The sequence below is a fragment of the Streptomyces sp. NPDC014889 genome, assembly GCF_043081205.1.
Classification (GTDB): Bacteria; Actinomycetota; Actinomycetes; order Streptomycetales; family Streptomycetaceae; genus Streptomyces.
The window spans coordinates 130,490-146,172 of record NZ_JBIBWH010000013.1; the positions used below are offsets into that span (position 1 = coordinate 130,490).

The window sequence follows — 15,683 nt, forward strand, 5'->3', positions numbered from 1 at the left end:
GTTCCCGCCATGCACACCGTCGCCGTCCTGGCGCTGGATCAGGTGATTCCCTTCGACCTGTCCACGCCGATCGAGGTCTTCTCCCGTACCCGGCTCCCCGACGGGCGCCCCGGCTACCAGGTCCGCGTGTGCGCCGAGCGCCCCGAGGTCGACGCGGGCACGTTCACTCTCCGCGCGCACCGCGCGCTCGACGGGCTCAAGGGTGCGGACACGATCGTCGTGCCGGGCACGGCCGCCCCCACGGCACCGCTCACGCCCGAGGTCCGCGAGGCGCTGCTGGCCGCCGCCGCGGGCGGCACCCGGATCGCGTCCGTCTGCACGGGCACCTTCCCGCTGGCCGCCACCGGTCTGCTCGACGGGCTCCGCGCCACGACGCACTGGATGGCGGCCGACCTGCTGGCCGCGCTGCATCCGAAGGTGACGGTCGACCCCGATGTGCTGTACGTCGACAACGGCCGGATCCTCACCTCCGCGGGCGCCGCCGCCGGCCTCGACCTGTGCCTGCACATGATCCGCGGCGACTACGGCTCGGCGGTGGCCGCCGACGCCGCCCGGCTCTCCGTCATGCCGCTCGAACGGGAGGGCGGACAGGCGCAGTTCATCGTCCACAACCGTGCTCCCACACCACAGGGATCCGCCTTCGAACCCCTGCTCACCTGGCTCCAGGACAACCTGCACCGGAACCTGACCCTCGCCGACATGGCCGCGCACACGGGCGTGAGCACCCGCACCCTGATGCGCCGCTTCCGCGAGCAGACCGGCACCAGCCCGCTCCAATGGCTGCACCGGGCGCGCATCCGGCAGGCCCAGCACCTCCTGGAGACCACACAGCACCCGGTGGAACGGATCGCGGGACAGGTCGGGTTCGGCTCACCCACAGCGTTCCGCGACCGCTTCAAGCGGACGACGGGCGTCAGCCCGCAGGCGTACCGCCGTTCATTCAGCTGAAGCCGCACAGGAATAGCCACGGCCCCGCCCCGTGTTCCCGCGCACATGACGACGAACGCGCCGCGGCCCGAGGTGCTGCGCTACACCGCCTTCTCCAGCGACCCCGCCGGGGGCAACCCCGCCGGCGTCGTCCTGGACGCCGCCGCCCTGGACGAGAGCGACATGCTCGCCATCGCCGCCGACCTCGGGTACTCGGAGTCCGCGTTCCTGACCGCGCCCCCGGAGGGCCTCGGTGACGCGGAGGAACGGGCGTACAGCATCCGCTACTTCAGCCCCAAGGCCGAGGTGCCGTTCTGCGGGCACGCCACCGTCGCGACCGCCGTCGCGCTCGCCGAGCGGACGGGCCCCGGGAAGCTGGTGTTCGCGACGCGCGCCGGCACCGTACCGGTGGAGGTGGCCGAGGAGGGCGGGACGGTCAGGGCCACACTCACCAGCGTCGAGCCGCACATCGAAGAGATCGGCCGTGCCGGCCTCACGGAGGCGCTCGCCGCGCTGGGCTGGCCGGTCACCGACCTCGACCCGGCCTTCCCTCCCCGCATCGCGTTCGCCGGCGCCCGCCATCTCGTCCTCGCGGCGGCAACGCGCGCACGCCTGGCGGATCTCGACTACGACTTCCCGCGCCTCGAAGCCCTGATGCACCGCTTGGACCTGACCACTGTCCAGTTGGTGTGGCGGGAGTCGCCCACCGTCTTCCACGTCCGTGACCCGTTCCCCGTCGGCGGCGTCGTCGAGGACCCGGCGACCGGCGCCGCGGCCGCCGCGTTCGGCGCGTACGCCCGTGAGATCGGCCTGGTCCCCGAGGAGGCCGTCCTCACTCTGCATCAGGGCGAGGACCTCGGCCGCCCCGGCGAACTCACGGTGACCCTGCGCGCGGGTGACCCGCGCGTCCGCGTCGGCGGCACGGGGGCCCGCATCGGCTAGTGCCACGGTTGCACGTCAGGTGCTGGTGACGGTGGTGCGGGGGGACTCGTCGACGTGGAGGGTGAAGACGTCGGGGCGCGCGTAGTGGCCGGTGGGGTCGAAGTCGAAGCGGGCCCGTGCGAGGTCGTCGAGGTCAAGTTCGGCGGTCAGGATCCCCTCGCCGTCCCGCAGCGGGCCGGCGAGGACCTCGCCGAGCGGGGAGACGATGACGGAGCCGCCGCCGATCAGGACGGTGTCGGGCGCGTCGCCCTGGACGGGGTGGAGGTCGGCGGGCAGGGCTTCCCGGCGCAGGTACTGGGCTGCGCTCAGGACGAAGCAGCGGCCCTCCAGGGCGATGTGTCGCATGGTGGCCTGCCAGGCGTCGCGGTCGTCCACGGTCGGCGCGCACCACAGGTCGACGCGCTTGGCGTACATGGCCGTACGGAACAGCGGCATGTAGTTCTCCCAGCAGATGGCGGCGCCGAGGCGGGCGGTGCCGGTGTCGACGACCGGGAGGGTGGAACCATCGCCCTGACCCCACAGATAGCGTTCGGCGGCGGTCGGCATGAGCTTGCGGTGCAGGCCCAGGTAGCCCTCGGGACCGAAGAACAGGGCGACGCAGTAGAGGGTGCCGCCCTGGCGTTCGACGGCGCCGACGACGGCGTGGCAGCCGAGGTCCCGGGTGAGGGCGGCCAGGGTGTCGGTCTCGGGGCCGGGGACGTCGATGGCGGCGGCGTGGTAGCGGCGGAAAAGTTCACGGCCGGCCGGGGTGCGGCTGCCGACGGTGATGTCGAAGTCCAGACCCTTGGGATAGCCGCCGAGGAACGCCTCGGGCAGGACGACGACCTCCGCGCCCCGGTCGTCGGCGGCCTCCCGGATGAGGTCCTCGGCGCGTTTCAGCGCCGCCCGGGTGTCGAACAGCGGGGCGGCCGCCTGGACGACGGCGGCGGTCACGGTACGGCGGGACTCGGGGACCGCGGCGGCGGCTGAGGGCAGCGAAGTCATGGCATCGAGACTAGGACGCCCCGATCGTGCGGGCGGGTCCCCGAGCCGCGTACGGAACCAAGCGGTTCGCGCCGGGGCACGGGTCCGCGTCCGTCACGGCTTGCGGCCGACCCCGCACCACATCGGCAGCTCGCCGGGGGACGGGCCGTCCACCGGGTCGGGATGCCATTCCGGCAGTTGGACGACGCCGGGATCCAGGAGATCCGTGCCGTCGAAGAACCGGGTGACCTCGGCACGGGAGCGGGGCGTGGCTCCCGCGTGCCGGGCGGCCCGGTCGTTGTACACGCGCATCGACTCGGCGACCTCCTCGGCCCCGATGTCCGCGGCCGGGTGGGAGAGGACGATGTGACTGCCGGGGGCGAGCGCGTCGAGGAGCCGCCGGGCGATGCCGTGGGGGTCGTCGGCGTCCGGAACGTACTGCAGGACCGCCACGAGCATCAGGCCCACGGGCTGGGACAGGTCCAGCGTCTCCCGAGCCGCCGTCAGGATGCGGTCCACGTCGCGCAGATCCGCCTCCAGACAGTCCGTCGCTCCTTCCTCGGTGCTGACCAGCAGCGCGCGGGCATGAGCCAGGACGATGGGATCGTTGTCGACGTAGACCACCCGGGCGCCGGGATCGACGCGCTGCGCCACCTCGTGCGTGTTGCCGGCCGACGGGATGCCGGTGCCGATGTCGAGGAACTGCCGGATCCCCGCCTTGCCGGCCAACTGCCGCACCGCCCGCCCCAGGAAGGCCCGGTTGGCCCGGACCGCCGGAACGATCTTCGGGTTGGCCGCGGCGGCCAGTTCGGCCGCCTCCTGGTCGACGAGGTAGTGGTCCTTGCCGCCCAGCCAGACGTTGTAGACCCGCGCGGGATGCGCCACCGAAGAGTCGATCGGCACCGAACCACCCGCCGCACGCTCGTCCATCCGCACTCGCTCCCCTCACTTGACCGGTCGGCTGACCACCGTAGCCGACATAGGGAACTCCCTTGCACGTGGGCCCCGTTGCGACGGGCGATCCTGTCGCGGCCGCGCGACGCACGCGGTGAGCCGGCCGGACCGATACGAAGCCTTCACCCGTTCGGCCCATCGGCCCGCCGCCGCCTCCCCCGCCGCGAGCCGCCGGAGCCTGGCCGGACGTGTCCGCCCCGACGGCGTCGGCGGCCTTCCCCGGCCGTTGTCGCCGTAGGACGACACGCCATACTGGGATGAAAGGGGTGAATCATCCGTCGAGCTCGCGGAGGTGCAGGGATGCACGACGACGCCGAGAACGACGAGGGTCCCGTCGAGGAGCCCGAGCTGTACGACGAGGAGGAGGCCGAAGACTCCGACGAGTACGCCGAGCCCGGGCCGTACGACGAGGACGAGGACGAGGACGTTGAGGAGGAGGACGCCGCCGAAGAGGGCGCCGTCCTGCCCGGCGGCGAGGCGGCGGCCGGGAGGGGCGGGGCCGATGCGGCTCCCGACGTCTTCCTCGACGTCCCGCTGCTGAAGGTCGACGAGATCGACCTGGACGTGGAGAACCTGCGGGCCCACGTCTCGCTCCAGGCCGAGGTACTGGACCTGCTGAAGCTGAACGTGGGCGCCGACGTCACCCTCGGGCGGGTGCACCTGGCCATCTCCGGCGTGGAGGCGCAGGCCCAGCTCAAGGTGAGACTCGACAACGTCGCGATGATCATCAACCGGGTGCTCACCACCCTCGACCGCAACCCGCAGATCCTGGAGGAACTGGCCCGGGGCGTCGGATCGGCGGTGCAGGACGTCGGCGGCGGCGCCCGGCAGGCCGTCGGCGAACTCGGCACCGGGGCGGGAAGGGCCGTCGAGGACGTGGGCCGGGGCGCGGGCTCGGCCGTGGAGGACGTCGGTCAGGGGGCAGGATCCGCCGTACAGAATGTCGGGCGCGGGGCAGGCGGCGCCGTTGAAGGCGTGGGGCGAGGTGCCGGCTCGGCGGTGGAGGACGTCGGCCGGGGAGCAGGATCCGCCGTACAGGACGTCGGTCAGGGAGCGGGCGGCGCCATCAAGGACGTCGGCGGCGAGGCCGGGCGCGCGGTGGGGGATGTCGGCGGCCGGGCGGGACGGGCCGTGGGCGACGTCGGCGAGGACGTCGGCGGCGCGGTCCGGGAGACCGGCCGGGCCGCCGGGCGCACCGCGGCGAAGGCGGAGGGCGCTGCCGGCGCAGGGGTCGGCGAGGCGGCCGGCAGGGCCGCCGACACCGCGGGCGAGGCAGCCGGTCGGGCGACGGGCAGCACGGCCCGCCGGACCACCGACACCGCCGGTGACGCGACCGGGCAAGCGGCGGATGACACGGCTCGGCGGACCGCCGACACCGCCGAGGACTCCGCGGAGGATGCCCCGAGGGCAGCGCGGAGCGCCGCTCGCGATGCCGCGCCGGCCGGACGCGGGGCGACGCGGCGAGCGGCCGGGCCCGCGCGGAGGGCCGCCGCCGGAGGCGGCAGCACCGAAAGGGGGCGACCCGTTCGGGGCCGCCGTCCCCGTCACGACGACGGCGATGCCGACGGCCACCACGAGAAGCCGGCCCGACCCGCCCGCCGCCGTGCCCCGGAACGGGGGGACGAACCACCTTGAACGCCCGGCGGCCGAGGGTCGGGCGACGCCGCCACCGGATCGACGGGCCGGTCCCCCGCCGGGCGCGGCTCCGGCGGATCACCGGAGCCGGACATCTCGTTCGAGGCAACGGTCCGCGGTGACCGCCTCCGCTTCGAGGAGGAACCCCGGACGGCCGTCGGTTTCCCCGGGTCCGGCGAACGGGAGTCGTCGTCCCGCAGCGAGCGGACCAACCTCCCCGACAAGGTCGCCCCCGGCCGGGAGTACCGCGACGTCCTCGTCGGCTACCGCCTCGCCACCCGTATGACCCGTGGGACGGCGCGCGACCCGGACGACGGGGGCGGCGGAGGCGCGGCCGGCCGCTGATCGCTCACGCCCCGGCCTCCGGATAGTCGTCCAGAATGGCGAGCGCCGCCGCGGTCGCGGCGACCGGGTCGGCGGCGCGCACGGCCTCGAACAGCGCCGTGTGGAACGGGTCGTCGCCGGCGTCGACCATGCACTGGTTGGCCTTGACGGTCTCCCACAGGGCGTCGCTCATGTTCCGGTACAGATCGCTGAGCAGCGGGTTGTGGGACGCCTCGGCGATGCGCAGATGGAAGTCGACGTCGGCGTCGGTGAAGGCGTCCAGGTCCCCGGCCCGGCCCGCGGCTTCCCTGCGTTGCATGGCTTCGCCCAGCGCGCCGAGGTCGTCGTCGGTGCGCGTCATGCCGGCGAGGCGGGCGGCGACGATGTCCAGGCCGCGGCGGACCGCGAGGATGTCGGCGGTCCTGGCCCGGGTCTGGCCGGATCCGACGACCCCGTGCTCGCCGCGCGCGGGCGCGAGTTCCTCCCCGTACTGCGGCAAGCCGTGCGCACGGCACACGAGTTGGGTGTCCCGGTGGCGGCGGGCACCGACTCCTCCGGCGGGCAGATCGATCCGATCGGCGGCGAGGTGGTACTGATGCACGAGGCCGGCCTGCCGGCCCTGGACGCCATCCGCACCGCCACGACGACCGCAGCCCGGCTGACCGGGCTGAGCGGCAGCGCCGGGCGGCTGGTCCAGGGCTTCCGTGGCGACGCGGTGCTCCTCGACGGCAGTCCTCTGGAGGACCTCACCGTGCTGAGGAAGCCGAGCGCGGTGATCGCCAACGGCGTCGTCGTCGGCACCTGACGGCCGGCCGCGCGAGCGGCGCCTCTCGGGCGCGGCTGAGCGTGCTGTGCGGCCACGGTGGCCGCACGGCGCGCTTCGTCCCCGGGCAGAACCAGATTCCCGGTCGGCCGCGTTGTTTCCGAACATGCCGACGTAGGTGGCGATCAGCCCTTGTTTCCGGCCGAGTTCGGCGCGCCGCTCCTCGTACTCCCGCGGTCGCCGCTCTCCAACGCGTCGGACCATATAAGCGTGACGAAGGGGCCCGCAAACTCAGCTGGGCCCAAGCGCAAGGGTTCAGGCGTCCGGCGCGCAGGACGTGGCGGACCTCAGCCGTGCCGCCGACCAGGCAGATGATCACAATGCGGCAGCAACAAGCCACGACAGGTGGCGGATCACTTGACTACCGGACGTCACACGCGGTTGGCTCCGGCTGAACGAGAGCCATCCGCCCGGTCGTACGTCCGCAGGCCCTCCGCCCCGTCCCTTCCTCCGTTTGCTACATGCTCGGCTGCACAGTGAGGTACCGCACCCTCATGACGACTCCTCCCCCACACACGTTCCGCAGATCCTCCCCCGGCACCGCCGTGACGGCAGCCGTCGCCGTCTGCCTGCTCCTGGCCGGCTGCTCCGGCTCCGGCGACTCCGACTCCGGCACGCGGGCGTCCGGCGGGTCCGGGCTCAAGGTCGCCATGGTCACCCACGAGGCGGAGGGGGACGCCTTCTGGCAACTGGTCCGCAGGGGCGCCGAGGTGGCCGCCGCGAAGGACGGCATCGAGCTGACCTACGTGAGCGACCCCGATGCCGCCCGGCAGGCGGAGCTGGTGCGGGACGCGATCCGGGACGGGGCCGACGGCATCGCGCTGACCCTGGCCAAGCCGGACGCGATGAAGGGGCCGATCGCGGAGGCCAAGGCGGCGGGCATCCCGGTGGTCGGGCTCAACTCCGGTATCGACGCCTGGCGTTCCAGCGGGGCGCTGCAGTACTTCGGCCAGGACGAGAGCGTCGCGGGCCGGGCGGTCGGTGACAAGCTGGACGACCTGGGGGCCAAGCACGCCCTGTGCGTCATCCACGAACGGGGCAACATCGCCCTCGAGGCACGCTGCGCCGGCGTGAAGAAGGCCTTCGACGGCAGGACCGACCTGATCTACAGCGACGGCACCGACATGGACGCGCTGACCGAATCGGTCGCGGCCCGGCTGCGGTTGGACCCGGACATCGACGAAGTGGTCACCAACGGCGCCCAGTTCGCGCTGGCCGCCGTCAAGTCCGTCCACAAGGCGGGCAGCAGGGCGCACGTCGCCACCTTCGACCTGAACAAGGACCTGGTCAAGGCGGTCCAGGACGGGGACGTGCAGTTCGCGGTGGACCAGCAGCCCTATCTCCAGGGCTACCTCGCCGTGGACGCGCTCTGGCTCTACAAGTCCAACGGCAATGTCAGCGGCGGCGGTGTCGCTCCGGTGCTCACCGGTCCCGCCTTCGTGACCAAGGCGAACGTCGCGTCGGTGGCGAAGCTTGCCGCCGGCGGCACGCGCTGAGGACATGCCGTGGCACGGGACGCCGGTGACATGACGGAACGATCCTTCGCCGTCCGACCGGACGTCCGCGCGCACGACGTCCCCCGCGCCTGCCGTCCCGTACCGGACGCGCCGTCACCCCCGCCCGCTCGTTACCCCGCCCCTGTCTCCTCGCAGATCGCTCTAGGACGATGATGTCTCCACGGACACCGAAAGGTCCCCGGCGCCGTCTCGGTTCCATACGGCTCTCGCTGATCCTTCTGGCCCTGGTCCCCACTGTCGCGCTCGCCGGCATGTGGGGTGTGACCACGACCCAGATGTTCTCCGAGGGGCTCCGGCTGCGCTCACAGACGGCGCTGAGCAGGTCGACCGGCGCCATGGGCACCGACGCGGCCCTCGCCCTCCAGCAGGAGCGCGGGCTGTCGGCGGCGTGGCTGGCGTCCCCGCACGGTTCCCGGGCCGCTCTCGACGCGCAGCGCAGGACCACGGACAAGGCGGTGGCCGAACTGCTCCGTCAGGCCGACTCGATCAGGCAGGCCCCCGCTCGCATCAAGAACCGGATGTACTCGGTCGTCGCGTCGGTGGGCAGCCTGGAGTACTACCGGGGCCAGGTGGACAAACCGTCCGACATCACCGGTGAGCAGGCCCTGGACCAGTACACCGCGATCATCGACGACCAGATCCACGCCTTCCAGGAGCTCTCCCAGGTCGACGACGGCGACCTCACCTCCCAGGCCGGTCCGCTCGTGGCCCTGGAGCACGCCGCGGAGCTGGTCTCCCAGGAGGACGCGCAGCTCACCCTGGCCTGGTCCGCCGGGCACATGGACAAGGAGGCGTGGGACAGGTTCGCCCAACTGGTCCACACCCGCCGCTGGCTCGTCGAGGACCAGATCGTCCCCTCGCTCCAGGGCAGCACGAAGACCCAGACCGAACGGATCCTGCGGTCGCCGGAGTGGCGGACGCTCGAGGCCACCGAGGACCGGGTGCTCTCGGCCCGCGACAAGGCCGCCGGCGCGCGCGGGATCCCGCTGCCGGACGCACGCGAGCGATGGACCGCCGCGATCGACAAGCTGTCCGTCCAGTACTCGGCACTGATCCGGCAGCAGACGGCCGAGCTGCTCGACCGCAGTGCCGACCGGGCGCACGGGCTGCTGCTGAAGGCCGCCGTCCTGAGCGCGGCCGGCCTGGCCGCCCTGGTCCTGTGCGTCGGGATGTCCTGGCGGATCACCCGGTCCCTCTCCCGGCGTCTGCTGGGGCTGAGGATCGCCACGCTCCGCCTCGCGGAGGAGCGTCTGCCCGACGTGGTGGCCCGGCTGGAGCGCGGCGAGAAGGTGGACGCGGAGTCCGCGACGCCGCCGCTGGACTACGGCACCGACGAACTCGGCCAGGTCGCCCAGGCGTTCAACACCGCGCAACGTACGGCCGTGCACACCGCGGTGGAACTCGCCGACACCCGGCGCGGCTTCCAGAAGGTCATCCTCGGCATCGCCCGGCAGAGCCAGAACCTGATCAACCTGCAGCTCAGCAAGCTCGACGCGCTGGAACGACGGCACCAGGACCCGGAGTTCCTCCAGGGCCTGTACGAACTGGATTCCACGGCCAGCCAGTTGCGCCGATACGAGGAGAATCTCGTCATCATCAGCGGCGAGCAGCCCCGGCGCAGCTGGACCGAACCGGTCGCGCTGATCGACATCCTGCGCGGCGCCGTCGGCGAGGTCGCCGAGTACCAGCGAGTGGAGGTGCACACCGAGGAGGAGGTGTACCTAGCCCCGCCCGCCGTGGCCGACGTGATCCACCTGCTGGCCGAGCTCATCGACAACGCGACCGCGTACTCCGCCGCACCGAGCCCCGTCGGAGTGCGGGCCGCGATGGTGGCCAAGGGCCTGGTCATCGAGATCGAGGACCGCGGCCTCGGTATGTCCGAGGAGGACTACGCCCAGCTCAACGCCCAGTTGGCCGAGGCCCCGCAGTTCGATGTGGTGGCGCTCGCCGACGACCTGCGGCTCGGCATGTTCGTGGTCGCCCGCCTGGCCACCCGGCACGGCATCACCGTGACCCTGCGCTCCTCGCCGTACGGCGGGACCAGCGCGATCGTGCTCGTCCCGCACGACATCGTGGTGCCCGAGGCAACCGGCTCGCCGCGGACCCGGCCTCAGGCGTCCGAGCCCGCGCGGGTGCCCGCGCCGGTGGGCCCGGAACGACCCCACGAGAGCCCGGCCCCCGCTGCCGCGGCCCGGCGGAGAACGCCGTCCGCGGGGCAGAACGCCTCCCGCGCGGGTGACGGCAGGGGCGAGACGGAACGGACACGTGAGCCCGGGCTGTCGCCGCTGCCGCGCCGGGTGCCGCAGACCAGCCTGGCCGCCGAGCTGCGCGGGGAGTTCGCGCCGGCCGTCGAGGACGACCGCCTCGACGACTTCACCGCCGAACGCGCCGCCTCCTCCCTGGCCGGCTTCCAGCGCGGCACACGCCGGGCACAACACGACGCCACCCCGGAGCGGGCCGGCGACCCGGAGGAGGCCGCTGCACCGGACGGCCCCGACGAGCGCGTCCCCGCCGCAGGCGCCGCCGTCCCCGAGGCCTCGACCGTGTTCGAGCCCGGAGGACACCCACCCTCGACTTCGCCCGCCGACCGCACATGAAGGAACCCATATGACACGCCCCACCCCCGCCACACACACCCAGCTCGACCAGCTGCTGACCGGTCTCGTGGAACGGGTCGCCGACGTCAACCACGCCGTCGTGCTCTCCGAGGACGGACTGGTCGTCAGCAAGTCCATCGGATTCCCGCGCGACGACGCCGAGCGGCTGGCGGCGACCTCGTCCGGCCTGATGAGCCTCAGCAAGGGCGTCAGCATGGACTTCGGCGGCGGCCCGGTGCGGCAGGCGCTCATCGAGCTGGCCCACACCTATCTGATTCTCACCTCGGCCGGACCGGGTGCCCACCTGGTCGTTCTCACCGGCCCCGGCGCCGACGTCGGCGTGGTGGCGTACCAGATGAACATGCTGGTGAAGAAGATCGGCGAGCATCTGAGTGCGGCCCCGCGCGCGGGTGCCGACGCGTCCGGCGACGGCGAGTGAGGTGAGCGGAGGCGACGCGGCGGGACGGCTCGTTCGGCCGTTCACCCTGACCAGTGGACGCACCCGTCCCAGCCGCGCCGACTTCACCCTCATCACGATGGTGACGGCCGTGGATCCGCCGCCCGAACAGGCCGTCCGGCTCCAGCCCGAACACGCGCGGATCCTGAAGCGGTGCGCGGAGCCCATCACCGTGGCGGAGCTCGCCGCCCATCTCGATCTTCCGGTGAGCGTGGTGGTGATCATGCTCTGCGATCTGCTGGACGCCGGACGGATCACCGTGCGCCGGCCGTCCCCGGTCTCCCGCACCCTGGACCTGGACCTTCTGCAGAAAGTGAGGGACGGCCTTGGCCGGCTCTGACACCACCGTTCGGCCGTCGTCGGCCCCCGACACAGCGAAGATCCTGATCGCCGGGGGCTTCGGGGTCGGCAAGACCACCATGGTCGGATCGGTCAGCGAGATCGTCCCGCTGCGCACCGAGGAGCCGCTGACCGCGGCGGGCCTGGGCGTCGACGACCTCGACGGCATCGAGCACAAGCAAGCCACCACGGTGGCCCTGGACTTCGGCCGGATCACGGTGAGCCGGGACCTGGTGCTGTATCTCTTCGGCACACCCGGTCAGCAGCGGTTCTGGTTCATGTGGAACGACCTGGCCGTGGGCGCGCTCGGCGCCGTCGTCCTGATCGACGTCCGCCGGCCGGAGACGAGCTTCGCCGCCATCGACTTCTTCGAGAGCCGGAACATTCCCTTCGTCGTCGGCGTCAACGGTTTCCACGGACGGCACCCCTATCCTCCGGCGGAGATCCGGGAGTCTCTGGCCCTGCCCGAGCACGCCCAGGTACTGCTGTGCGACGCACGCGACCGCGAGTCGTGCCGCGACGTCCTGATCGCCCTGGTCGACCAACTGATCGCCTCAGCCGCCCGGACGACCGCGGCGGCCCGGGTTCGCGGGTGAGGACCGGGATGCGAGCGGACGTCAGCGGCGGGCCGGCCGCGGGAGGCTGTAGCGCTGCGTCCCGGGCCACATCCCGGGCTTCCTTCAGACGCTGTCCCGTGAACTCGCCTTTCATCTCAAGTCCTGAAAGCACATCAGGGCCCCGCCCGCCACAAGGACGAGCTGGGCTGCTTCCCCACCGCCTGCCCCCCTCGAGCGCCGTTCGTTGACCTGCCGCGGTGTACGACCGGCCCCTCCGGCACAGGGGGCGCGTCCCTGCGTGCCGAGCGGCAGTCCGACGGGAGACGCACGTTCCGGCTGGAGGTGGGTGAACCACACGTCCCCGCGGCTGGGCGAGTGCCGAGGTGGGTCGGCATGACGGGCCGGGTGGGCGCACCATGAAGGTGAGGGGCGATGAGGCTCGCCCTCGACCGCACGTCCCGTGCTGATGGCCTCTGGCGTCACCGGTCGCCGCCCGGCGGCCCGGCCCACGGAGGCACCGCGGATGTATGTGTACACGATGCGCAAGGCACGCATGGCCCACAGCGACAAGGTCGTTCTCGACGACGTCACCCTCGCCTTCCTCCCCGGCGCGAAGGTCGGCGTGGTCGGGCCGAACGGCATGGGCAAGTCCACCCTTCTGCGGATCATGGCCGGACTTGAGCGGCCGTCCAGCGGTGACGCGTTCCCAGCGCGATCATCCAGACCGGCACCGAGGCGTACCGTCTCGCGCGCACCAGGGCCCACGCCGAGCGAGCCCGCTGACCCGGGGAGGGGCAAGACCAGACCGTCGGTTCTTCTAGGTCAAAGAGCCGGTCGACAGCAGTCCGACCGTCTTCAGATAGTCGGCCGTATCCGCGTGAGTGTCGAAAAACAGGTCCGCCGGGCGCAGATCGTCCCGGTCATGCGTCGAGGTGAAGCCGGCGACCCGACACCCGGCCGCCTTCCCGGCGGCCACTCCGGCCGGCGCGTCCTCCACGACCAGACACGCCGACGGTTCCAGGCCGAGAGCCGCGGCCGCCTTCAGATAGCACTCGGGCGCGGGTTTGGCCTGCACGACATCGGCCCCATAAACCTGAACCCGCGGCAGCGGAAGACCCGCCACCGCGAACCTGGCATGCACGGCCCCCCGGTCGCCGGAGGTCACGATGGCCCAAGCGTCCACGGGCAGCGCCAACAACAGCTCCACGGCGCCGTCCACCACCGGAAAGGCAGCCCGCTGCTGGTCCAGGAGCCGGTCGAGCACCAAGCGCTCTTGCGAGGGATCCAGTTGCGGGGCTGTCAGCCTCACCGTGTCCTCCGGCCGCCGACCGAAGGTCAACGGCCAAACCACACCGGCATCCAGGCCCCGCAGCCCCGCCCAGGCACCCCACACCCGCCGATGCGCCTCAGTCGAGTCGAGCAGGACCCCGTCCACGTCGAACAACACCGCACCGAGCGTCATGATCCCTCCCCGCCGGTGAGAGCCGTGATACCCAAGCGCGCCAGGACTCCGCTTTCGGTAGGGCCAGGAGGGTTTGAGCTGCCACTGAGCGGTGAGCGCCATGTGGGGTCGTGCCATGTGCTCCCGGCTGAGTGCTCGAGCAGGTGCAGTGCCGTGATCGGGGCGGTGTCCTGAGAGGCTCCTACAGCAGTCAGAGCGGCGGTGAGCGTCGCAGCTGCCTCATCCGGTAGGGCCTGCTCGGTGAGCAAGGGAAGCAGCAGCAGAAGTCGGGCAGCCGGGTCCTCGATCCCTTCGGCTGTGGAGTTCGGGCTGTCGACGATGCGGATGAGTTCACGCCACGTCAGTGTGTCCCCGTGCAAGTCCCCGTCCCAGCTGCCGATTTGCTGGGCCCTGCTCCAGTTCGGATGCGTGAACAAGTAGTCGACGCCGTAGTCGCCGACAAGATTGCGGTAGACCGCCACGGCCTCGTACCCGCCCTCGACCGGCATCCGGAACACCGGCCACCGCTCCGGGTCCATGAGCACCTCGGACATGGCGTCGACATCAGCTCCGTCATCGCCGAACCACTCCGGCTCAGCACCCGCATCACGACAACACGGGCCCCACAGGTGGTTCGACCAGAAGCCTGGACGGTCCACCAGCGGCTCTCCGGCGACCAGCGGGCCGCCGTTGTATCCCTCAATCAGCACCCCGTAAGCCTGCCATCTGCTACTGACGGGGTTCGCTCGGAGGCTTGCTCCGGCAGGGCGCGTGGAGTCCCGCGATTGATCGCAGGGATCCTGTGTGCTGAGGTCCGCGGGCTAGGCTCGTGGTGAATCATCGCTACCAACAGGGGGTCCGCGGGATGAGCGGGACGGTAACTGCAGTCAGCAGCAACAGCGAATACTCGTTCACCAAGCCCAACCGGGCCGGCATCATGTTGCTTGCCGGGCTCGGGGTGGAGGGGGACGTGCACGCCGGCGTCACGGTCAAGCACCGCTCGCGTGTCGCGCAGGACCCCACCCAGCCGAACCTGCGCCAGGTCCACCTCATTCACGAGGAACTCTTCGCCGAAGTCGGCGAAGAGGGATTCAACGTGGCGCCCGGCGAACTCGGCGAGAACATCACCACGAGCGGCATCGACCTGCTCGGCCTTCCCGTCGGGACACTGCTGCGCATCGGCGACGACGCGATCGTGGAGGTCACCGGCCTGCGTAATCCCTGCCTGCAGATCGACCACTTCCAGGACGGCTTGCTGAAGAAGGTCGTCGGCCGCAACGAGGCCGGGAACATCGTGCGGAAGGCCGGGATCATGAGCGTCGTCCAGGCGGGCGGCGTGGTGCGTCCCGGCGACACGATCACCGTGGAGCTCCCGGACGGGCCGCATCGGCCCCTCGACCGGGTCTGACCTCCTTATTGAACGGGTCGTGACGTCGATGGTCGTGCGGGTTCTCGTGGTGTGAACTTCAAGCAGGCCCGCGCGGCCGTGGCTCATCATGCCTTCTGCGGCATCTCGTGCCAGCATCTCGGCGAGTTGATCGAAGAGCTCGCGCCGCGCCGGGAAGCACACTCAGGGGCGCAAGCCCTCGAGTTCGTTCGCGCGACGGTGGTCCTTGGGGCGGCCGAGGGAGCGGCGCATCAGGATCAGGTCGTCCAAGTCGGCGTAGCGGACGGTGAAGCCCGCCGCGTCGTGGGCGCTCACCGCCCGGGCGAGGCAGGGCGCGATGTTCATGCCGCCCCAGGGCAGGGCGGGTGTGCACAGGTCACCGTCGGCGCCGGTCACCCGGTAGGCCACCTGAGGCCGGTCCAGGTCGGGCAGGTTGGTGCAGCCCGTGGCGGTCAGGGCGTCGCGCAGGGCGTGCGCCTGCTCGGGGGTGCCGTCCCACAGCAGGTCGAGGTCGCCGGTCAGCTCTGCCGAGCCGTGCATGATGCCGGCGACCTGGCCTATGACCACCGCGTGCGAACCGGCCTCGTAGAGGGCCCGGAGGAATGGGAACGGATCGAAGCCGAGCGCGCCGTCCGTGGCGAACGTGCCGACGTCGTCGTCGGCCTCCTCCGGGCCACGCCCCGTGGTGGCACGTTCACGGGCGGCGTCCTGAATACGCCGGACGGCCTGACGAAGTCGCAGAACTGAAGCCTCACTCACCTGGCTCATTCAACCGCAGGCGCAGCGCAAGCGCGCCGGCGAACGCGACGCCGTCCCGTGA

Annotated in this window: 15 protein-coding genes, 2 pseudogenes and 1 riboswitch; of the genes and pseudogenes, 11 read left to right on the forward strand and 6 right to left on the reverse strand. The window is 71.9% G+C overall.

Annotation, left to right across the window (positions count from 1 at the left end):
• Positions 1–9: 9 nt before the first annotated feature.
• Together ACF09J_RS25855 and ACF09J_RS25860 are read left to right on the forward strand one after the other, a co-directional pair.
• Complete coding sequence (locus ACF09J_RS25855; RefSeq protein WP_392307816.1) at positions 10–948, forward strand: GlxA family transcriptional regulator; 939 nt, start codon at positions 10–12, stop codon at positions 946–948.
• A gap of 45 nt (positions 949–993) precedes the next feature.
• Complete coding sequence (locus ACF09J_RS25860; protein ID WP_392307817.1) at positions 994–1,869, forward strand: PhzF family phenazine biosynthesis isomerase; 876 nt, start codon at positions 994–996, stop codon at positions 1,867–1,869.
• A gap of 15 nt (positions 1,870–1,884) precedes the next feature.
• On the opposite strand, the gene ACF09J_RS25865 is transcribed toward ACF09J_RS25860, so the two are convergent.
• Positions 1,885–2,853, reverse strand: a complete 969-nt coding sequence (locus tag ACF09J_RS25865) for a nitrilase-related carbon-nitrogen hydrolase (RefSeq protein ID WP_392307818.1) — start codon at positions 2,851–2,853, stop codon at positions 1,885–1,887.
• Positions 2,854–2,946: 93 nt separating this feature from the next.
• Complete coding sequence (locus ACF09J_RS25870; RefSeq protein ID WP_392307819.1) at positions 2,947–3,762, reverse strand: SAM-dependent methyltransferase; 816 nt, start codon at positions 3,760–3,762, stop codon at positions 2,947–2,949.
• Positions 3,763–4,086: 324 nt separating this feature from the next.
• On the opposite strand from ACF09J_RS25870, the gene ACF09J_RS25875 reads away from it, so the two are divergent.
• Positions 4,087–5,421 (forward strand): hypothetical protein, encoded by a 1,335-nt coding sequence (locus ACF09J_RS25875; RefSeq protein WP_392307820.1) that lies wholly within the window; start codon positions 4,087–4,089, stop codon positions 5,419–5,421.
• A gap of 349 nt (positions 5,422–5,770) precedes the next feature.
• On the opposite strand, the gene ACF09J_RS25880 is transcribed toward ACF09J_RS25875, so the two are convergent.
• Positions 5,771–6,262 (reverse strand): FadR/GntR family transcriptional regulator, encoded by a 492-nt coding sequence (locus tag ACF09J_RS25880; RefSeq protein ID WP_392307821.1) that lies wholly within the window; start codon positions 6,260–6,262, stop codon positions 5,771–5,773.
• On the opposite strand from ACF09J_RS25880, the pseudogene ACF09J_RS25885 reads away from it, so the two are divergent.
• The 7 genes and pseudogenes from ACF09J_RS25885 to ACF09J_RS25915 all read left to right on the forward strand — a co-directional run.
• Positions 6,176–6,550, forward strand: a pseudogene (locus ACF09J_RS25885) (amidohydrolase family protein); the annotation flags it as partial. The gene ACF09J_RS25880 and the pseudogene ACF09J_RS25885 overlap by 87 nt on opposite strands.
• Positions 6,551–7,062: 512 nt before the next feature.
• Complete coding sequence (locus ACF09J_RS25890) at positions 7,063–8,064, forward strand: substrate-binding domain-containing protein (RefSeq protein ID WP_392307822.1); 1,002 nt, start codon at positions 7,063–7,065, stop codon at positions 8,062–8,064.
• Between the two features lie 173 nt (positions 8,065–8,237).
• Positions 8,238–10,682 carry a nitrate- and nitrite sensing domain-containing protein gene (locus ACF09J_RS25895; protein ID WP_392307929.1) on the forward strand — a complete coding sequence of 815 codons (2,445 nt, stop codon included), beginning with the start codon at positions 8,238–8,240 and terminating at the stop codon, positions 10,680–10,682.
• A gap of 10 nt (positions 10,683–10,692) precedes the next feature.
• A complete protein-coding gene (locus tag ACF09J_RS25900) occupies positions 10,693–11,121 on the forward strand; it encodes a roadblock/LC7 domain-containing protein (protein ID WP_392307823.1) in 429 nt (142 codons plus the stop codon).
• A gap of 1 nt (position 11,122) precedes the next feature.
• The gene (locus ACF09J_RS25905; RefSeq protein WP_392307824.1) at positions 11,123–11,479 is read left to right on the forward strand and encodes a DUF742 domain-containing protein; all 357 of its coding nucleotides are present in this window, start codon (positions 11,123–11,125) and stop codon (positions 11,477–11,479) included.
• Complete coding sequence (locus ACF09J_RS25910; RefSeq protein ID WP_392307825.1) at positions 11,466–12,074, forward strand: ATP/GTP-binding protein; 609 nt, start codon at positions 11,466–11,468, stop codon at positions 12,072–12,074. The genes ACF09J_RS25905 and ACF09J_RS25910 overlap by 14 nt, the downstream gene beginning before the upstream one ends.
• Positions 12,075–12,454: 380 nt before the next feature.
• Positions 12,455–12,518, forward strand: a riboswitch (Fluoride riboswitch).
• Between the two features lie 40 nt (positions 12,519–12,558).
• Positions 12,559–12,747: pseudogene (locus ACF09J_RS25915) on the forward strand (ATP-binding cassette domain-containing protein); the annotation flags it as partial.
• A 105-nt stretch (positions 12,748–12,852) separates the two neighbouring features.
• On the opposite strand, the gene ACF09J_RS25920 reads toward ACF09J_RS25915, so the two are convergent.
• Positions 12,853–13,497: an HAD-IA family hydrolase gene (locus ACF09J_RS25920; RefSeq protein ID WP_392307826.1), complete on the reverse strand. Its 645-nt coding sequence runs from the start codon at positions 13,495–13,497 to the stop codon at positions 12,853–12,855.
• Positions 13,494–14,186: a hypothetical protein gene (locus ACF09J_RS25925; RefSeq protein ID WP_392307827.1), complete on the reverse strand. Its 693-nt coding sequence runs from the start codon at positions 14,184–14,186 to the stop codon at positions 13,494–13,496. Before ACF09J_RS25925 ends, ACF09J_RS25920 begins: the two co-directional genes overlap by 4 nt.
• Before the next feature lie 155 nt (positions 14,187–14,341).
• On the opposite strand from ACF09J_RS25925, the gene ACF09J_RS25930 reads away from it, so the two are divergent.
• A complete protein-coding gene (locus ACF09J_RS25930; protein ID WP_392307828.1) occupies positions 14,342–14,884 on the forward strand; it encodes an MOSC domain-containing protein in 543 nt (180 codons plus the stop codon).
• A gap of 162 nt (positions 14,885–15,046) precedes the next feature.
• Here ACF09J_RS25930 and ACF09J_RS25935 read toward each other — a convergent pair whose 3' ends face one another.
• A complete protein-coding gene (locus ACF09J_RS25935; protein ID WP_392307829.1) occupies positions 15,047–15,622 on the reverse strand; it encodes a hypothetical protein in 576 nt (191 codons plus the stop codon).
• Positions 15,623–15,683: the final 61 nt, after the last annotated feature.

What these genes read in the sequence shown, in the direction of transcription:
- ACF09J_RS25895 (WP_392307929.1), top strand. Translation starts at nt 8,238, where the DNA reads ATGTCTCCACGGACACCGAAAGGTCCCCGGCGCCGTCTCGGTTCCATA.
- ACF09J_RS25855 (WP_392307816.1), top strand. Translation starts at nt 10, where the DNA reads ATGCACACCGTCGCCGTCCTGGCGCTGGATCAGGTGATTCCCTTCGAC.
- ACF09J_RS25865 (WP_392307818.1), bottom strand. Translation starts at nt 2,853, where the DNA reads ATGACTTCGCTGCCCTCAGCCGCCGCCGCGGTCCCCGAGTCCCGCCGT.
- ACF09J_RS25900 (WP_392307823.1), top strand. Translation starts at nt 10,693, where the DNA reads ATGACACGCCCCACCCCCGCCACACACACCCAGCTCGACCAGCTGCTG.
- ACF09J_RS25870 (WP_392307819.1), bottom strand. Translation starts at nt 3,762, where the DNA reads ATGGACGAGCGTGCGGCGGGTGGTTCGGTGCCGATCGACTCTTCGGTG.
- ACF09J_RS25920 (WP_392307826.1), bottom strand. Translation starts at nt 13,497, where the DNA reads ATGACGCTCGGTGCGGTGTTGTTCGACGTGGACGGGGTCCTGCTCGAC.
- ACF09J_RS25860 (WP_392307817.1), top strand. Translation starts at nt 994, where the DNA reads ATGACGACGAACGCGCCGCGGCCCGAGGTGCTGCGCTACACCGCCTTC.
- ACF09J_RS25875 (WP_392307820.1), top strand. Translation starts at nt 4,087, where the DNA reads ATGCACGACGACGCCGAGAACGACGAGGGTCCCGTCGAGGAGCCCGAG.
- ACF09J_RS25930 (WP_392307828.1), top strand. Translation starts at nt 14,342, where the DNA reads ATGAGCGGGACGGTAACTGCAGTCAGCAGCAACAGCGAATACTCGTTC.
- ACF09J_RS25890 (WP_392307822.1), top strand. Translation starts at nt 7,063, where the DNA reads ATGACGACTCCTCCCCCACACACGTTCCGCAGATCCTCCCCCGGCACC.